General features: G+C 45.7%; 17 protein-coding genes. 14 read left to right on the top strand and 3 right to left on the bottom strand.

Annotated features, from left to right (window positions below; genetic code table 11):
• Positions 1–95: 95 nt before the first annotated feature.
• The 3 genes from greA (at position 96) to NYE36_RS13900 (ending at position 3,156) form a co-directional block, all read left to right on the top strand.
• Positions 96–569, top strand: a complete 474-nt coding sequence (greA, locus tag NYE36_RS13910) for a transcription elongation factor GreA (RefSeq protein WP_003152766.1) — start codon at positions 96–98, stop codon at positions 567–569.
• A 52-nt stretch (positions 570–621) separates the two neighbouring features.
• Complete coding sequence (locus NYE36_RS13905; RefSeq protein ID WP_015417895.1) at positions 622–2,376, top strand: penicillin-binding protein 2; 1,755 nt, start codon at positions 622–624, stop codon at positions 2,374–2,376.
• 63 nt (positions 2,377–2,439) lie between these two features.
• Positions 2,440–3,156 (top strand): DUF1510 family protein, encoded by a 717-nt coding sequence (locus NYE36_RS13900; RefSeq protein WP_094032219.1) that lies wholly within the window; start codon positions 2,440–2,442, stop codon positions 3,154–3,156.
• 39 nt (positions 3,157–3,195) lie between these two features.
• Here NYE36_RS13900 and NYE36_RS13895 read toward each other — a convergent pair whose 3' ends face one another.
• Positions 3,196–3,399, bottom strand: a complete 204-nt coding sequence (locus NYE36_RS13895; RefSeq protein WP_003152771.1) for a YrzA family protein — start codon at positions 3,397–3,399, stop codon at positions 3,196–3,198.
• A 183-nt stretch (positions 3,400–3,582) separates the two neighbouring features.
• Here NYE36_RS13895 and NYE36_RS13890 point away from each other — a divergent pair, with 183 nt between their 5' ends.
• The 5 genes from NYE36_RS13890 to NYE36_RS13870 all read left to right on the top strand — a co-directional run bounded on the left by NYE36_RS13890 (position 3,583) and on the right by NYE36_RS13870 (position 7,369).
• Entirely contained in the window at positions 3,583–4,224 is a 642-nt protein-coding gene (locus tag NYE36_RS13890) for a class I SAM-dependent methyltransferase (protein WP_094032220.1), read from the top strand.
• A gap of 20 nt (positions 4,225–4,244) precedes the next feature.
• On the top strand, positions 4,245–4,940 hold the full coding sequence (gene mtnN / locus NYE36_RS13885) for a 5'-methylthioadenosine/S-adenosylhomocysteine nucleosidase (protein WP_003152774.1): 696 nt from the start codon (positions 4,245–4,247) through the stop codon (positions 4,938–4,940).
• A 47-nt stretch (positions 4,941–4,987) separates the two neighbouring features.
• On the top strand, positions 4,988–5,911 hold the full coding sequence (locus NYE36_RS13880; protein WP_094032221.1) for an O-acetylserine dependent cystathionine beta-synthase: 924 nt from the start codon (positions 4,988–4,990) through the stop codon (positions 5,909–5,911).
• Position 5,912: 1 nt separating this feature from the next.
• Complete coding sequence (locus NYE36_RS13875) at positions 5,913–7,055, top strand: bifunctional cystathionine gamma-lyase/homocysteine desulfhydrase (RefSeq protein ID WP_007408221.1); 1,143 nt, start codon at positions 5,913–5,915, stop codon at positions 7,053–7,055.
• Between the two features lie 83 nt (positions 7,056–7,138).
• Positions 7,139–7,369: a YrhC family protein gene (locus tag NYE36_RS13870; RefSeq protein ID WP_007408222.1), complete on the top strand. Its 231-nt coding sequence runs from the start codon at positions 7,139–7,141 to the stop codon at positions 7,367–7,369.
• A gap of 39 nt (positions 7,370–7,408) precedes the next feature.
• Here the strand turns inward: NYE36_RS13870 and NYE36_RS13865 are convergent, their stop codons facing one another.
• Together NYE36_RS13865 and fdhF are read right to left on the bottom strand one after the other, a co-directional pair.
• Positions 7,409–7,900, bottom strand: a complete 492-nt coding sequence (locus tag NYE36_RS13865; protein ID WP_053103962.1) for a DUF1641 domain-containing protein — start codon at positions 7,898–7,900, stop codon at positions 7,409–7,411.
• Between the two features lie 17 nt (positions 7,901–7,917).
• Entirely contained in the window at positions 7,918–10,860 is a 2,943-nt protein-coding gene (gene fdhF, locus NYE36_RS13860; protein WP_094032319.1) for a formate dehydrogenase subunit alpha, read from the bottom strand.
• 305 nt (positions 10,861–11,165) lie between these two features.
• On the opposite strand from fdhF, the gene NYE36_RS13855 reads away from it, so the two are divergent.
• The 6 genes from NYE36_RS13855 to NYE36_RS13830 all read left to right on the top strand — a co-directional run bounded on the left by NYE36_RS13855 (position 11,166) and on the right by NYE36_RS13830 (position 14,947).
• Positions 11,166–11,534 carry a DUF2294 domain-containing protein gene (locus NYE36_RS13855; RefSeq protein ID WP_007408224.1) on the top strand — a complete coding sequence of 123 codons (369 nt, stop codon included), beginning with the start codon at positions 11,166–11,168 and terminating at the stop codon, positions 11,532–11,534.
• A 266-nt stretch (positions 11,535–11,800) separates the two neighbouring features.
• Entirely contained in the window at positions 11,801–12,601 is an 801-nt protein-coding gene (locus tag NYE36_RS13850) for a formate/nitrite transporter family protein (RefSeq protein ID WP_094032222.1), read from the top strand.
• 389 nt (positions 12,602–12,990) lie between these two features.
• Entirely contained in the window at positions 12,991–13,131 is a 141-nt protein-coding gene (locus tag NYE36_RS13845; RefSeq protein ID WP_003152787.1) for a YrzI family small protein, read from the top strand.
• Positions 13,132–13,303: 172 nt separating this feature from the next.
• Positions 13,304–13,459: a hypothetical protein gene (locus tag NYE36_RS13840; RefSeq protein ID WP_007408227.1), complete on the top strand. Its 156-nt coding sequence runs from the start codon at positions 13,304–13,306 to the stop codon at positions 13,457–13,459.
• A 172-nt stretch (positions 13,460–13,631) separates the two neighbouring features.
• Complete coding sequence (locus tag NYE36_RS13835; protein WP_007408228.1) at positions 13,632–14,171, top strand: methyltransferase domain-containing protein; 540 nt, start codon at positions 13,632–13,634, stop codon at positions 14,169–14,171.
• Positions 14,172–14,380: 209 nt separating this feature from the next.
• Complete coding sequence (locus tag NYE36_RS13830) at positions 14,381–14,947, top strand: TetR/AcrR family transcriptional regulator (RefSeq protein WP_014418456.1); 567 nt, start codon at positions 14,381–14,383, stop codon at positions 14,945–14,947.
• Positions 14,948–14,967: the final 20 nt, after the last annotated feature.

Raw genomic sequence — 14,967 nt, 5'->3', positions numbered from 1 at the left:
ACTGCCCTGTGTTCTCATTCTTGATTTTTTCGTTTATGCTCTCATACATAATCACACGTTATTGTTGAGGGACAACCACCAAGGAGTGAAGGAACATGGCACAAGAAAAAGTTTTTCCGATGACTCACGAAGGAAAACAAAAACTAGAACAAGAATTAGAGCAATTGAAAACGGTTAAACGTAAAGAAGTAGTAGAACGAATTAAAATCGCAAGAAGCTTCGGAGATCTGTCAGAGAACTCTGAGTATGATTCTGCAAAAGAAGAACAGGCATTTGTGGAAGGGCGCATCACGACGCTTGAAAACATGATCCGCAATGCGAAAATCATCGAGGACGACGGCGGTTCAAATGTAGTCGGTTTGGGAAAAACCGTATCATTCATCGAATTGCCGGACGGTGAAGAAGAATCTTACACGATTGTCGGAAGCGCTGAAGCCGATCCGTTTGAAGGGAAAATTTCAAACGACTCGCCAATCGCCAAAAGCCTGCTCGGCAGAAAAGTGGACGAAGAAGTGACAGTTCAGACGCCGGGCGGAGAAATGCTCGTGAAAATTGTGAAAATTTCATAAGATCCGTTTAACAATGAAACACCTCGTCCAAAATGTGGATGAGGTGTTTTTTATGATCGTATCAAAAAGGCTGAAAACGGCCGTGATTTGTTTTCTGCTTGTGTTTTTCTTTCTGCTTGCGAGGCTGGCTGAAATTCAGCTGTTTTTTACAGAATCTTTTTCAAAATCCAATATTAATCTGATTCAGGAAAGCGTCAAGCAGCGGACGGAAGAAGTCCTTATTTCAGATGGACGCGGCTCTTTTCTTGATCGGAACGGCAAAGAACTGACCGGAAAAAAGCAGCCTGCCGTCATACTGTTTCCCTTTCTCGTGACGCAGGATTGGCCGGTTGACCGGGTATCAGACATTCTCGGAATGAAACAGGGGGAGCTCAGGCAGCTGCTCACGGAAGCGAAAAAACCGGTGGTCCTGAACAGCAGAAAAATAAAACATTTGACGAAACAATCCGTGTCAAATATCAATTCTTTGAAATATCCCGGCATTTACGGCGTATATATGAAAGACAGCAAAGAAACAAACATAGCCGCTCATCTGTTGGGCGCGACAAACCAGGACCCTGAGCTTTTGAAAAAGAAATACCCCGGCAGGAAGGAACTGCCGATCACGGCAAAGATCGGGACAAGCGGGATGGAGCGGACGTTTGATGAGTTTTTACTGGCGGATCAGGACACAAAACTTTTGTATCATGTCGACGGAAGGGGAAACCCTTTATTCGGAATGGACGTCAAATATACGGCTGAAGCAAACGCGTTTTATCCGCTGCAAGTCAAAACCTCCATCGACCGCAATATTCAAAAAGCAATGGAAGATGTATTGAAAGACCGCGGGTTAAAAAAGGGGGGAGCCGTCCTTTTAGACATTGAAAAAAGCAGTGTGCTCGGAATGGTATCAAAGCCTGACGCCGACATGTCAAAGCAGCAGACACTGCAAAATTACATGCTGACGCCGATTTATCCGGGATCAGTATTTAAAACGGTGATCGCCGCAGCCGCAATAGAACAAAACGAAGTGAAGCCGGGCACATCCTTTAACTGCAATCTCAACCTGTACGGAGAGCCGGGGGATGACAAAGGCACGCTCAGTTTTGGAGAAAGCTTTGCCCAAAGCTGCAATTATACGTTTACAAGCCTTGCGGAAAAATTGATCAAAAAAGATGATTCCGTTATTGAAAACATGGCGGAAAAACTTGGTCTCACCCAGCGGGCGGGCTGGGAAGGCAAGCTGTACCGGGAAGACGGATTCAGGCAGCTGTATAATGAAAAAAGCGGGGTCATTTGGGGAGATGACAAAGACAAAACCGTAAAAAAAGCCGTCGCACAGACGGCGATCGGGCAAAAAAACGTGAAAGTCACGCCTCTTGAAGTCGCCAATATGATGGCGGCGATCGCGCGCGGCGGTGAAAAAAAACAAGTCAAAATCGCGGACAAAATTGAATACAAAAACAAAACGACGATGGCGTCATTCAAAGATCAGCCGTTAAAAGGGGAAAACATCGACAAATATACGGCGCAGCAGCTTCAAAAAATTCTCAGAGAAGTCGTCACCTCACCGAAAGGAACCGGCCGAAGGTTTCAGGATCTGCCGTATGAGATAGCAGGCAAATCGGGAACGGCCCAGACGGGAATGTTCACAAAAGAAAAACAGACGCTTTACCACAAATGGTTTGCGGGATACTTTCCCGCGGACAAGCCGAAATATGCTCTCGTGGTGCTGCACATGGACACGCCGGGGGATAAGGCTCTGACAAATACAGTGTTTTATGATATTGTTAAAAAGGTACATGAAAATGAAATAAATCAGACATAGAACAACCGCTCAGCCCATGTTAAAATATATGCTGAGCAAGAGGGATAAAGGAGTGCAGAATGATTGAGCAATAAACAATCTCGTTTTGAAAACCGTGATAAGCGCAGAAAAGCAAATATGGTGCTTAACATTTTAATTGCTATCGTATCTATTCTTATTGTCGTCGTTGCCGTCAGCCTCTTCATCAACAGTCCGTCGGGCGAAGTGAGCGAAAAAGCGGACACGAGCCAGAAGCAGGAAACACCTGCATCAGGCAAGACGAAGCAGACATCGGATGAAGACATAAAAGACAGCAAAAAAGATACGGCATCAGACGATGACAAAAAAGATAAACAGGATAAGGACACATCTGATTCATCTTCAGACTCTGACAGCAAAAAAGACGATGATTCATCGAAAAGTGATGACAGCAGCAAAAAAGACTCTGATTCAAGCGATCCTTTTAAAGGCGCAAAAATAACAGAGGGCGGCTCATCAAGCGATGTCGAGAAAACAATTGTTAACCCAAAATGGAAAGCGGTCGGCACAAAGCAGACGGGAGAACATGCGGCGACGTATGACTCAAGCTCTGAAGACTGGTCCGAAATGCTTGACGCCATCTCTTACGCAACAGGCGTGTCAAAAGATCACATGACAGTGCTGTGGCTCGGAAACAATGGAAGCCCGCAAGATGCGAAGGGGAAAGTTTTAGACAAAACGAACGGCAAAAAGTATCAGGTTACCATCACTTGGAAAGACAAAAAAGGCTGGAAGCCGACAAAAGTAGAAACCTTAAAATAACCGCAAAAAAGCAGCTGATTATTCAGCTGCTTTTTTCTGTCATACGTCAGCTGAAAAATGCACCGACGCGCTGTAAAGGATTCTGCCGTCAACGGCCGTCACCTGATGGGATACGGAACGGACGCGAAGCATAATCGCCTGGTTGTTTTCAATCTGAACGTTTATTTTCTTTTCAAGCTCCTGCAAAGATGCCGCTTCGAAAAATTCTACTTTATCTTTGATTAAATCCAATTGAAAATTCATCAGTACAGATCCTCCTGATTTTTCTTCTGAGTCAATGAAAGTATAAGCCTTTCTGCCGTAATTGCGCAATAATCCCAAAGTATTTTAGTACCCTTCCATTCTTTTTTGTGATAGGATAGGAACTGTTCCACGATTAATCCATACTATACTCATAGGAATTATAAATTATGGAGAGTGAAAAATATGGGCCGTGAATTTATTCCATTATTTGAAGATTGGGCAGCGACTTATGATGCCACAGTGCACGGGGCTGACAAACAATATGCCGCAGTTTTTAAAGGATATGACAACATTCTTGACAGCATCGTCGCACTTTCAGGTTCAAACGTTTTAGAGTTCGGACCGGGAACGGGGAATTTAACGGCGAAATTAGCCGCCGCGAACAAAAAGGTGTTTGGTGTAGAACCGTCTCCGTCAATGAGAAAACTGGCGGCTGACAAGCTTTCTGACAAAGCCGTGTTCAGTGACGGAGATTTTCTGGAGTTTCCCGCTCCGCCTTTTCAAATAGATACCATCGTCAGCTCGTACGCCTTTCATCATTTAACCGATGAAGAAAAGCGAACGGCTGTAAAGCAGTATGGCGCAATCCTTCAGAAGCATGATAAAATAGTGTTTGCCGATACAGTCTTTAAAGATCATGAAGCTTATGATGAAGCCATTAAAAAAGCAATCCGAAACGGCTATCATCAATTAGCGGATGATTTAAAGACGGAACATTATCCGACACTCGGGACAATGAAAAACATCTTTTCAGAAGAGGGATTTGCCGCGCAGTTTACGCAGCAAAATGACTTTGTCTGGATAATGGAGGCGATTAAACGGTAAATCGAAGGGATTGTGTATAAATGAAACTGGCAGTCATCGGAGCAATGGAAGAGGAAGTTACGATTTTAAGAAGCAAACTGAAAGACGCAAAACAAGAGATGATCGCTCACTGTGAGTTTACAACTGGCAGCTATGAAGGCGTCGAAGTCATCTTGCTGAAATCAGGTATCGGGAAAGTCAACGCGGCGATCAGCACGACGCTTCTGCTTGACCGTTTCAAACCTGATTATGTGATTAACACAGGCTCAGCGGGCGGTTTTCATCATACATTGAATGTAGGCGACGTCGTCATCTCAACAGATGTCCGCCATCATGACGTGGATGTGACGGCGTTTGACTATGAATACGGACAGGTGCCGGGTCTTCCGGCAGCATACAAAGCTGATGAAAAGCTTATCAGTATTACTGAGGAAGCGGTTTCTGAACTGAACGGCATTCAAGTCGCCAAAGGCACAATCGCAACGGGAGATTCTTTTATGAATGATCCGAAGCGGGTTGAAGACGTACGCGCCAAATTTGCGGATTTGTACGCGGTTGAAATGGAAGCTGCGGCTGTCGCACAGGTGTGCCACCAGTTCAAAACGCCTTTTGTTGTCATCAGAGCTTTATCTGATATTGCCGGAAAAGAATCTGACGTTTCATTTGATAAATTTTTAGAACAGGCTGCCGTTCATTCAACTGAGCTTGTCCTGAATGTCATCAAACGAATTCACTAAGCGGGGGATTCTCGTTCTCCTCCGCTTTTCCAGGAGGAGGACATATATTGAACGTGATAACAGATATTACAGAACTGATCGGAAATACACCGCTGCTCCGTCTCAAGCATTTTGATCTACCGGAGGGAACAGCGGTTTATGCTAAGCTTGAGATGATGAATCCGGGCGGAAGCATTAAAGACAGGCTGGGCGGGATGCTCATTGAAGATGCGCTTCGCACGGGAAAGGTGAAACCGGGCGGCGTTATCATTGAGGCGACTGCCGGAAACACCGGGATCGGACTCGCTCTGTGCGCCAGAAAGCATCAGCTTCGCGCCGTTTTTTGCGTCCCGGAGCATTTCAGCAGAGAAAAGCAGCAAATTATGAAAGCTCTCGGAGCGGACATCGTGCATACGCCGAGAGAAGAAGGCATGCAGGGAGCCATCCGAAAAGCGCTTGAACTGGAGAGAGAAATTAATAATTCTTATGCCGTTCTGCAATTTAAAAACCGAGTAAATCCATTGACTTACTACAAAACGATCGGACCTGAAATATGGAACGCGCTCGGCGGGGATATCCACGCTTTTGTCGCAGGAGCGGGTTCCGGCGGCACCTTTGCCGGTACGGCAGCTTATTTAAAAGAGAAAAATCCTGCTGTCAAAACGGTGATCGTTGAACCGGAAGGCTCGATCCTGAATGGCGGAGAGCCGCATGCCCATAAAACGGAAGGCATCGGCATGGAGTTTATCCCGGATTATATGGACGAGAACCATTTTGACGCCATTTACACGGTGGAAGACGATATGGCGTTTTCGCTAGTCAGAGAAGCGGCCGAGAAAGAAGGCCTCTTAATCGGAAGCTCTTCAGGGGCGGCTCTTTATGCAGCGCTTGAAGAAGCGAAAAAAGCGCCCGCCGGATCAAATATCGTCACCATTTTCCCTGACGGCAGCGATCGATATATAAGCAAAAACATTTTTCAAGGAGGTCAGTAAGATGAAGAAAAAAACGCTGATGGTGCACGGAGGAATTACGGGAGATGAAAAAACAGGAGCGGTTTCCGTACCGATTTATCAAGTAAGCACGTACCGGCAGCCGAAAGCGGGCGAGCACACGGGTTATGAATATTCAAGAACGGCCAATCCGACGCGGACGGCGCTTGAAAGCTTAATTGCAGAGCTTGAAGGCGGCGCGGCGGGATATGCGTTCGGCTCAGGCATGGCTGCGATTACTGCCGTCATGATGCTGTTTGACAGCGGCGATCATGTTATTTTGACGGATGATGTATACGGCGGCACTTACCGGGTGATGACAGGCGTGCTGAACCGCTTCGGCATTGAAGCGGACTTTGTCGATACGAGCAGTGAAGAAAAAGTCAAAAAGGCCATTCGCCCGAATACGAAAGCCATTTATATCGAAACACCGACAAACCCGCTATTGAAAGTGACTGACCTCAAACTGATGTCTGACATCGCAAAAGAAGCGGGCGTATTGCTTATCGTCGATAATACGTTTTACACGCCGTATTTCCAGCAGCCGCTCAGCTTCGGCGCTGACATCGTGCTGCACAGCGCGACAAAATATCTCGGCGGCCACAGCGATGTCGTCGGCGGCTTAGTCGTCACGGCTGATAAAGAACTGGGCGAAAAGCTTCATTATGTGCAAAACTCAACAGGCGGCGTTTTAGGACCGCAGGATTCATGGCTTTTGATGAGAGGCATTAAAACACTGGGACTCAGAATGGATGCCATCAATCACAGCGCCGGAAAAATCGCCGGGCTGCTTGAAGCGCATGATGCCGTTCAGACGCTTTACTATCCGGGATCAGCGAAACATCCGGGCCATGAGCTGACAAAAGCGCAAAGCTCCGGTTTCGGCGGAATGATTTCCTTTGATGTCGGCAGTAGCGAACGCGTCGACGCGTTTTTAGAAAAATTGAACCTGTTTACGATCGCGGAAAGTTTAGGAGCGGTTGAAAGCTTAATCTCCGTGCCGTCCAGAATGACGCACGCTTCGATCCCGCGCGACCGCCGGCTTGCGCTTGGCATTACCGACGGGCTCGTGCGGATCTCAGTCGGTATTGAGGATACTGAGGATTTAACGGCGGATGTGAAACAGGCGCTTGATTCACTTTTATAAAGAATGGATAGATTTACATTCTCTGTCGGCTGTCAGCTTGTATTATAATGTTGGTAGACTATAAAACTGGCAGGTGACCTTATATGGAGAAGAAAAGACTGAAATCATTAATAGAAGATTTTAAGCATTACGCATTTATTCTGCTTGCAGTCAGCACCTTCATTTATATCGGCGCGGTTCTTCCCGGACAAGGGCTGACTGCGGGCCAGAAAATGCTGATGTTTGTAACGGATTGTGTATTTTTAGCGGGCGCTTATTTCTGCGTTGACCGTTCACTTATTTATAAAAAGAGGCTGGAAGAGGCCGAAGAATAAAAAAAAGCCATTGTCTTTTGACAATGGCTTTTTCGTTTCTTATTCAGACGGGGTTTCGCGTAATTCTTTTCCCATTCCTTTTAAAAACTGCAGCCCGAAGCCGAGCGCGCGGTTAATATCAGGATCACCGAGGGCTTTCATCAGTTCAAACATACTGACTTTCCTGTCCTCTTTTAAAAATCTTTGCGCCTGATCCGTCCCGGCCATGGCGCTTTCTAAAAGTCTGCCCATAAATTCGGGATCAGCTTTTGACAGCGCGCCTCCCGCGGCCATCATCGTATTCAGGAGATTGGTGACAGGTTCCCGGGAAATCTGTCCGAGTGCGATTTTGGCAATCTCCTCTTTTGCCTGGAGCATATAGCCGGCGGCATCAAAAATGCCCAAGCTATTCAGCTCTGCCATGATGGACATCGTTTTCGCGACGGCTTCTTCATTTTCTGCGAGAAGCGTCTTCAGCTCTTCCAGTTTTTCAGCTTTCAGCTGTTCCTCTGTTTTCGTTTCTTTTTGAATTTCAGTAATTGGGCTTGCCATAATGTTTCCTCCTTTCCTTAATCAGTTAAGTGCACATAGCCCGGACGGTTCCATTTTCGCTGAGCTTCCACACCGTTTTGCGGATGACGTTTTTTGTTCCGCGGATTCGTTTTCGGAAGCGGCGGAGTATCACAGGAACCAAGCACTTCCATGCGGACTTTTGTCTGCTTATAGGCAGGTGTATGTGTCCGTGAATCATACGCAGGCCCGGTCAGGAAATTAATCGCAGAATCTTTATCTGTAGAGTTCATCGGCAGATAAAGCTCATTTGCGCGGACGCGGTCTGTCACAAGCGCGTTCAATTTAACCGCCCCAAAAGGAGAGACGAGCCGGATCATTGTCCCGTCGCAAATTCCGCGTTCAGCCGCGAGCTCCGGCGATACTTCAACAAATACATCCGGAACTTTAGACTGAATGCCTTTTGACTTGTTTGTCATGTTTCCTTCGTGGAAATGTTCAAGCATCCGTCCGTTGTTAATATGCAGGTCATATTCTTCAGGGAATACAGCAGGCTCCACCCAATCGCTCAGCGCAAAACGGGCTTTTTTGTCCGGGAAGTTAAAGCCGTCTTCATAAAGAAGCGGAGTGCTTTCTCCCGTAAAGCTTCCCCATAGGAAGCTGTTCCAGCCGCTAAGAACGTCGTAGCTTGCTTTTCCGAACAGCGGAGAAAGGCTCGCCATTTCTGAGAAAATGTCGCTAGGATGCGTGTAATTCCAATCAGCGCCTAAACGATTGGCGACTTCCTGAATAATCCACCAGTCGGGTTTTGCATCGCCGAGTGTCGGAAGCGCCTGATACAATCTTTGCACACGCCGCTCTGTGTTTGTAAATGTTCCGTCTTTTTCAAGAGATGGAACCGCAGGCAGGATGACATCCGCGTATTGCGCCGTTCTTGAAAGGAAAATATCCTGCACAACAAAGAAATCTAGGCTGGATAAAATGTCATGAACATGGTTGGCGTTTGAATCAACGAGCGCCATATCTTCACCGACGAGATACATGGCTTTCATGTTTCCTTCTTCAATCGCATGGAGCATTTCGATATTATCAAGACCCGGCTTGCCGTCAATTTCAACACCGTAAGCTTTTTCGAATTTAGCGCGTGCCGCATCATCGGTAATATGCTGATACCCCGGAAGCCAGCCTGGAAGAGTTCCCATATCGCAAGCGCCTTGAACGTTGTTATGTCCCCGCAGCGGATAGGCTCCGGCGCCCGGACGGCGGTAGTTTCCTGTGGCAAGCAGCAGGTTGGAAATCGCCGCTGATGTATCAGAGCCGCCTGTATTCTGGGTAACGCCCATGCCCCAAAGAACACAAGTGCCGTCTGCATCACGAATCATTTCGGCAATGCGGATGATCGTATCCTGAGAAAGTCCGGTGATGCGCTCCGCATATTCCAATGTGTATTTTTCCAGCGTTTCTTTATAATCATCAAAGTAGTTGACATTTTCATCAATAAACGCTTGATCGTGCCAGCCTTGGTCAATCATATATTTCGTTACTGCCATGAGCCAGACCTGGTCAGTTCCTTGTTTCGGGCTGATAAAGAGGTCGGACCGTTCAGCCATTTCATTTCTGCGCAGATCGGCAACAATCAGTTTTTGGCCGTGCAGTTTATGGGCGCGTTTCACGCGTGTGGCCAGAACCGGATGTCCTTCCGCCGGATTGGCGCCGACGATGAGCACGAGGCCCGCTTTTGCGATATCTTTAATTGTGCCAGCGTCTCCGCCCATACCGACGGTGCGGAATAAGCCGTCCGTTGCCGGTGACTGGCAGTAGCGTGAGCAGTTATCCACGTTGTTGGTTTCAAATACTTGGCGTGCCAATTTTTGAATGACGTAGTTGTCTTCATTCGTAATTTTAGAAGAAGAAATAAAACCGACAGAACCATTTCCATGTTCGGTCTTGATCGAACCGAGTCTTGAAGCGACAAGATCAAGAGCTTCTTCCCATGACGATTCAACAAATGCGCCGTTTTTCCGGATAAGCGGTTTTGTAATCCGTTCTTCCGAATTCACGAAGTCCCAGCCGAATTTCCCTTTCACACAAGTGGAAATCGCATTAACCGGAGCATCGGAAACAGGCTGAATTTTAAGGATGTCACGGCCTTTTGTCCATACTTCAAAAGAGCATCCGACGCCGCAGAACGTGCAGACTGTTTTTGTTTTTTTCGTCCGTTTATCGCGCATAGCCGCTTCCACTTCAGACACGGCGAAGATGCTTGTATAGTCGGGTTCAACATTTTTCACTAAATCAATCATCGGTTCCATGACATCTTCTTTTATTCCTGTCATAAATCCGGCTTGGCCGAGCATTGATTTTTCCATCAGTGCGTTACAAGGACAGACAGTGACACACTGGCCGCAGCTGACGCAGGAAGATTCATTAATGGCGACGCCTTCATCCCAAATGACCCGCGGGCGGTCGCGCTCCCAATCAATTGAAAGGGTCTCATTCACCTGAAGGTTTTGACACACTTCCACACATTGGCCGCAGGCGATGCATTGGTTCGGATCATAGCGGTAAAACGGGTGAGACATATCAACCGCGCACTTTGAATCATCTTTCGGCGTATACGGATATTTCTGATGCTCAATTCCCATCATTTCCGCTGTATTATGCAGTGTGCAGTTGCCGTTGTTGTTATCGCATACCGTACAGTAAAGCAGGTGATTCTCGAGCAGGCGGTCCATGGCCTCTGTCTGAGCCTCTTTTACCCTTCCCGACGTAAGCGAGATGGACATCCCGTTTTCTGCAGCCGTGGAACAAGAGCGCTGCAATTTTCCGTTTACTTCAACAATACAAGTGTCACATGTTTGAATCGGATCTACTTCCGGTACATGGCAAATTTGCGGAATCTCAATTCCGTTTTGATTTAAAATATCTAAAATCTTAGACCCCTCTGGTGCTTCATACTCCGTGCCGTCAATTGTGACACGGATAGACTGAACGTCTGTCACTTCCAATTCCCCTCCATCTTTTAAACTCGAAAAAAGCCATGCACATAGATACCGGCCTCCAGTCCGGAGATCGGTATAAATACGCATGGCGGAATAGTTCACTAGCAAGTCTTACTAACAGACCAATCCTATTTGTATAAAACGATAGACTCATAACACGTTTCCTATTACAAATCCATCTTCACTGCTTTTATTATAAGGTGATATTTATTATAATACAATACGAAAGGAAAACTTTAACCAAGTGAAATGTCACAAAGGGGAACCGGGAATGTCTTTCATAGGCTAAAATCGGAGGGGTCAATATGTCTAAAAAAATTCATGAATTTAACGATATTATCCGGAAATTGCGCAAAGAATTATTTGGAAAGGGGCCTGAACGAATTCACACCGTTTTTGTGGATAACATGGCGGTATCTACGCTTTACGGAAATCTAAGCGCAAGTGAGCAGTTTATCGCACGCACGCCTGAAGGAAGAGAAATGGTTCATGCGGCGCGAACCAGCTTAATTCAGGAGCTGTATTCAAAACAAACGCCTGACGGAATGGAAGAGCTCATCGGAGCAAAGCTTGTACATCTGTTTTCAGATATTAAAATAGAGGAAAATATTGCTGTATCGGTGTTTGTCTTTGACCGCTCAATTGAAGAGCATAAAGAAGAAATCAAAAGTTGACAATATTCAATTGACACGAAATTGTCACATTTGATATGATATGAACTGCCAGCAGTGGCCTAAGGACGATTTTTTATGGAATGTGTGCATGATCTGTACATATTCTATACCGCATATTTTCATTCTGCTTGATATTGTTGTATGGGTATGCATACAAGTTAGGCAGCATTCAAACCCCGTTTTTTCAGACGGGTTAGTTGAATGCTGCCTTTTTTGTTAGGCGTCTTTGGAAACTGCGGGCTGAAATGATAAATGGAGGGGTTATTATGGCTTTTCGTAAACCGGACGAAATAGCGGAGCTTGCGGTCGAATCAGGGGTAAAAAAGGTGCATTCACCGCTTTCAGCACTGATTGTATTAGGATTTTTGGGAGGAGCGTTTATCGCACTCGGTTATTTGCTTGATATCCGTGTCATCGGCGACCTTCCGAAAGAATGGGGAAGCCTGTCGAGTTTAATCGGGGCGTCCGTGTTTCCCATCGGATTGGTGCTCGTCATTCTTGCCGGAGCGGAGCTGATTACGGGAAATATGATGTCGGTATCCATGGCGCTGTTTTCCAGAAGAATATCCGCCGGTGCATTGGTGAAAAATTGGGTGATCGTGACGTTGATGAATCTTGTCGGCGCACTGTTTGTCGCTTACTTTTTCGGACATGTTGTCGGATTAACCGAAACAGGACCTTACTTGGAAAAAACAATTGCGGTCGCACAAGGCAAATTGGATATGCCGTTTGGAAAAGTCATTGTTTCGGCGATCGGCTGTAACTGGCTTGTCTGTTTGGCCGTCTGGCTTTCTTTCGGCGCAGAAGACGGAGCCGGAAAAATCGCGGGTATATGGTTTCCGATTATGGCGTTTGTCGCAATTGGTTTTCAGCACGTTGTAGCCAATATGTTTATCATCCCGGCTGCGATATTTGCAGGCTCTTTTTCGTGGGGTGATCTGATTGGCAATCTCATTCCGGCCTTTATCGGGAATGTCATCGGCGGGGCAGTGTTTGTCAGCCTTATTTATTTTATTGCATATTCAAAAAAAGATCAGAAAAAGCAAGGGATGAAAAGAGTTTCCTGAGGTAAGAAAGATGCCGGAAAACACGGACAATTGAAGCGGAATGCCAGCACATTTTCCGTCCAAATCTTGAAAAAAATGTTTACAAAATGGAAGCTGATGGATATACTTACAAAGTAAGAAAAAAGCAAAGGGAGGTTGAATCACATGACGACGTTAAACGGCAATCAAAATCTACAATTGAACCGATTCAGCCTGTGGAAGAGTTCGTGTCCTTCCTTAACCTCTGCCCGTCAAGCACGTTAATTTCGGAGTATCAGGACATTCGCAGCTCCCCGCAGGGAAAGAAGCACAGTCTTCTTTTGTCTGCGGATTTAGTCTGCCCGCAGCGCATATGAACTTTGCTGCGGGTTATTTTCGCTTGTGCGGATATTGAAAGGGGGTGAGCGATAATGACCATTAATCTTTTCTTTTTAACACTGACCATTTCAAAGCGTTTTAAAAGTGCGGAAGAGTATGAACGAGAACAGCAGGTCGAAGAGTTTTATAATGAAGCGAAAGAACGCCAGCTGAAACATTTTTATATGAACTAACGGACACGAAGGGCCAAAACGGAGGAGAAGGAGGAGATCATCATGTTCAGAATTGAACTGCTGAATTATTACACAATGGAGAAGGACCAGGTTTAGCGAGGATGTTGCTGTCACGTCGCAGACGGCCTGCATACCATGGTAAAGAAAGAAAAATTGGTAAGCGGGTGATAGCATGCAAGGCGGTCAGAACAGAATTCCATCCATCGGGCACGGGTATGCGTCAATGCCCCATTCATTTAAACACGGCTACGGCAACCCGTATCGCCGGCAGAGAATGGCGGCTCTTTCCCGGCAGACAAGATATATAGCACCGTATTATTGGTACTAGAGCAGGCGGAAAACCTACGTTTTCCGTCTTTTTTTTATGAAAACAAATATAAATTTCAAATAAATCGAAACGTTCATGAAGAGAAGTGCGTCTAGTTAGTACCTCATACTAATACGAGGTAATATTATTTCTGAATAATAAATCACAGGAATGGAAAAGCGGGTGTTATACAATGTTGCAACATACATCTTCAGCATTAAAACGAATGCGCGCGAAATACTTTGCTGCATCAGAACCGGCAGAGTCAGTCATTCAGCAAATCTTGATGGACATACAGGAATACGACCGCATTTTGGAAATCGGGACCGGAAACGGCTCAATGTTTAAACAAATCATCGGACAGCTTGAAAAGGGCAGTCTTAAAAGCATAGAAACATCGAAACGTAAAATACGGAAAACACAGCGCGCAAACCGTTCGGTTATAAAAGCCGGGCTCGGAAACATTCAGCAGGGGAGGCCGGAAAGCATACCGTTCCGCGACCGCAGTTTTCATAAAGTCTTCTCGTTACATACTGCTGAAACAGTCAGCGATTACCGGACGGCATGTAAAGAAGTGTACCGCGTTCTTCAAATTGACGGGTGTTTCTATATGGTTTTGAAACCTTCGCGGATGAGTGAAAAGGATGTGATTGAGGTGCTCTATGATCAGCATTTCAGAGACATTTCAGTTGTCAGCAGAGATTCATTCCATTTTATTACTGCCATTAAATAGAATATTTCTTGGGAAATAAAAAGAGCTGCTTAAGTCACTGCAGCTCTTTTTGTGAAATTGGGCATATTTCCTTATTTTTGGTTATTTCACATATATTTTATATTAAAAAAAGTTTTTTTCTTATACAATGGTAATCAGATGACCGTACATTTTAAATATTTTGAACAAACGGAATGAATATTCATTCCGCGTTTAGAAAGGGGGATGAAATGACAGCTTCAAATAAGGTTGAACTCATTATGAAAGCGTCGCTTACTTTGTTTACAGATAGAGGATTTGACGCCACGACGATTCCGATGATTGCCGCTCAGGCCGATGTCGGAACCGGCACAATTTACCGTTACTTTGACAGTAAAGAGACACTTGTGAACGTACTGTATCAGGAAAGTGCGCAGCGTTTTATGAAAAAAGTCAAAACGGACTTTCAGGGGATATCTGTAAGAGAAGGGTTTCATCACCTGTTTTATTGTCTGATTGATTTTACGAAGGAAAGTGAGTATGCATTGTTTTTTCTTGAAACGAATAAGGACGCCTACTTTCTGAATGAAACGAGCCGTAAGCTTCTTGATGAAATAACACAGATGCTTGACGTCTTTTTTCAGCGCGGCAAGTCTGAAGGCGTGCTCCGCAATCTGCCGTCCAATGTGCTGATGGCGCTGCTGCTCGGGGCATATCTCAAACTCTATCAGCTTGTCCGGACGGGAAGCGTCGAAATAACAAAACCGTTTTTGAAAGAATTGGAGCAATGTTCTTGGGATGCCATCAGAACTCATTAATTATTCGCCGAAGGAAGGAA

It is taken from the genome of Bacillus sp. FSL R5-0593 (genome assembly GCF_038603755.1).
Classification (GTDB): Bacteria; Bacillota; Bacilli; order Bacillales; family Bacillaceae; genus Bacillus; species Bacillus velezensis.
This window is presented reverse-complemented; position numbering and strand designations above follow the sequence as displayed.

Bases quoted from the DNA above. Each gene is read 5' to 3' on its own strand.
- NYE36_RS13875 (WP_007408221.1), top strand. From the start codon at position 5,913: ATGAAGAAAAAAACGCTGATGGTGCACGGAGGAATTACGGGAGATGAA.
- greA (WP_003152766.1), top strand. From the start codon at position 96: ATGGCACAAGAAAAAGTTTTTCCGATGACTCACGAAGGAAAACAAAAA.
- NYE36_RS13830 (WP_014418456.1), top strand. From the start codon at position 14,381: ATGACAGCTTCAAATAAGGTTGAACTCATTATGAAAGCGTCGCTTACT.
- NYE36_RS13905 (WP_015417895.1), top strand. From the start codon at position 622: ATGATCGTATCAAAAAGGCTGAAAACGGCCGTGATTTGTTTTCTGCTT.
- NYE36_RS13840 (WP_007408227.1), top strand. From the start codon at position 13,304: ATGCAAGGCGGTCAGAACAGAATTCCATCCATCGGGCACGGGTATGCG.
- NYE36_RS13835 (WP_007408228.1), top strand. From the start codon at position 13,632: ATGTTGCAACATACATCTTCAGCATTAAAACGAATGCGCGCGAAATAC.
- NYE36_RS13870 (WP_007408222.1), top strand. From the start codon at position 7,139: ATGGAGAAGAAAAGACTGAAATCATTAATAGAAGATTTTAAGCATTAC.
- NYE36_RS13850 (WP_094032222.1), top strand. From the start codon at position 11,801: ATGGCTTTTCGTAAACCGGACGAAATAGCGGAGCTTGCGGTCGAATCA.
- NYE36_RS13845 (WP_003152787.1), top strand. From the start codon at position 12,991: ATGACCATTAATCTTTTCTTTTTAACACTGACCATTTCAAAGCGTTTT.
- NYE36_RS13890 (WP_094032220.1), top strand. From the start codon at position 3,583: ATGGGCCGTGAATTTATTCCATTATTTGAAGATTGGGCAGCGACTTAT.
- NYE36_RS13895 (WP_003152771.1), bottom strand. From the start codon at position 3,399: ATGAATTTTCAATTGGATTTAATCAAAGATAAAGTAGAATTTTTCGAA.
- mtnN (WP_003152774.1), top strand. From the start codon at position 4,245: ATGAAACTGGCAGTCATCGGAGCAATGGAAGAGGAAGTTACGATTTTA.
- NYE36_RS13865 (WP_053103962.1), bottom strand. From the start codon at position 7,900: ATGGCAAGCCCAATTACTGAAATTCAAAAAGAAACGAAAACAGAGGAA.
- NYE36_RS13855 (WP_007408224.1), top strand. From the start codon at position 11,166: ATGTCTAAAAAAATTCATGAATTTAACGATATTATCCGGAAATTGCGC.